The following is a 1206-nucleotide window of genomic DNA, read 5'->3' on the forward strand; positions in this document are numbered from 1 at the left end:
AACTCAATAATGCCAAAGCTGAAATTGCTAAGCTGCATGATGCTGTTCGCGCTGGCACTAAGCGGTTGCGCGTCAAAACCTTGCGTGAAACACCCCAAACCGCTACCACCGAGAGCCGATATGATGAAGCCACCCCACAACTTGGTGAGGAAGCTCGACAAGATTATTTCCGTCTCAGAGCGATGATAGTTGAGAACGAAAAGCAAACGGAATACTTACAGCAGTACATTAAATCACAGTGTCAATTCCATTAAAGGAAAAGCAATATGTTCAAACATGAATTAGGTCAGGTAGTTCAAGTTACTATCAGTGGTGAAGAAGGTCATATCAAAGGGCGGGCTGAATACGCCAATATGAATAATCAATATTATGTTCATTATCTTGCCGCTGATGGCCGTGGTGTTGATGGCTGGTTTGATGAAGGTGAGTTGTCGCCAGCGAAACCGGTATGACTGAACTGTAGCTATCAAGAAATTGAAGAAAAAGATTTCACGACAAAGCGGGTATTCATTTCCTGTCCTTAATTCAAAGTAACGACTTTTTTCCGCATCAAATAACCATAATGATCTCAATAATTATATTAACTTAGCAGGAGGACGACACCAATGGCGGCATTATCTCCAGAGGTTAAAGCCTTCATCGTGCAGTCGTTAGCGTGTTTCGATAGCCCAACTCAGGTGCTCAAACAGGTGAAACAGGAATTTGAATTAACGCTTACCGTACAACAGGTCTCTTCCTATGACCCCACAAAAGCGATTGGAAAAAGCCTTGGTCAAAAATGGGTTGATCTCTTTCACTTTACTCGAGAGCGATTCAAAAAAGAGATTAGCGATATTCCGATTGCCAATAAAGCGTATCGACTGCGGGTGTTAAACCGCATGGCGATTCGAACAGAGTCAATGGATAATTTTTTACTCACGGCGCAAATGATAGAGCAAGCAGCTAAAGAATGTGGTGACGCGTATACCAATAAACAGAAAATAGAACATTCAGGAACTTCACAGAGCCAGGTTGAATTAATCACCCATGACATGACCCCCGAACAGGCGGCAGAAGCCTATAAAAAATTGATGGGTTGAAGGGCTAAAATAGCTAACCTATTTTGTGCAAGAATAATATTTATATAAATATAATACATTAATTGTAATGGTCAACAAATTCTGTAGAAGATCTAAGCGGCATTTTTTAGTTCATGATATTTTTGAT

General features: G+C 40.9%; 3 protein-coding genes. All 3 read left to right on the forward strand.

What is annotated here, in order from left to right; all coding sequences use genetic code 11:
- Nucleotides 1-254, forward strand: a 254-nt coding sequence (locus tag G468_RS0118240) for a lysis system i-spanin subunit Rz (RefSeq protein WP_026824177.1), incomplete at its 5' end; no start/stop codon positions are given.
- Between the two features lie 12 nt (nucleotides 255-266).
- Entirely contained in the window at nucleotides 267-452 is a 186-nt protein-coding gene (locus G468_RS0118245) for a hypothetical protein (protein ID WP_026824178.1), read from the forward strand.
- A gap of 153 nt (nucleotides 453-605) precedes the next feature.
- Nucleotides 606-1079, forward strand: coding sequence for a DUF2280 domain-containing protein (locus G468_RS0118250; RefSeq protein WP_026824179.1), 474 nt, complete (start codon nucleotides 606-608; stop codon nucleotides 1077-1079).
- Nucleotides 1080-1206: the final 127 nt, after the last annotated feature.

The organism is Arsenophonus nasoniae DSM 15247 (genome assembly GCF_000429565.1).
GTDB classification, from domain to species: Bacteria; Pseudomonadota; Gammaproteobacteria; order Enterobacterales; family Enterobacteriaceae; genus Arsenophonus; species Arsenophonus nasoniae.

Bases quoted from the DNA above. Each gene is read 5' to 3' on its own strand.
- G468_RS0118245 (WP_026824178.1), top strand. From the start codon at position 267: ATGTTCAAACATGAATTAGGTCAGGTAGTTCAAGTTACTATCAGTGGT.
- G468_RS0118250 (WP_026824179.1), top strand. From the start codon at position 606: ATGGCGGCATTATCTCCAGAGGTTAAAGCCTTCATCGTGCAGTCGTTA.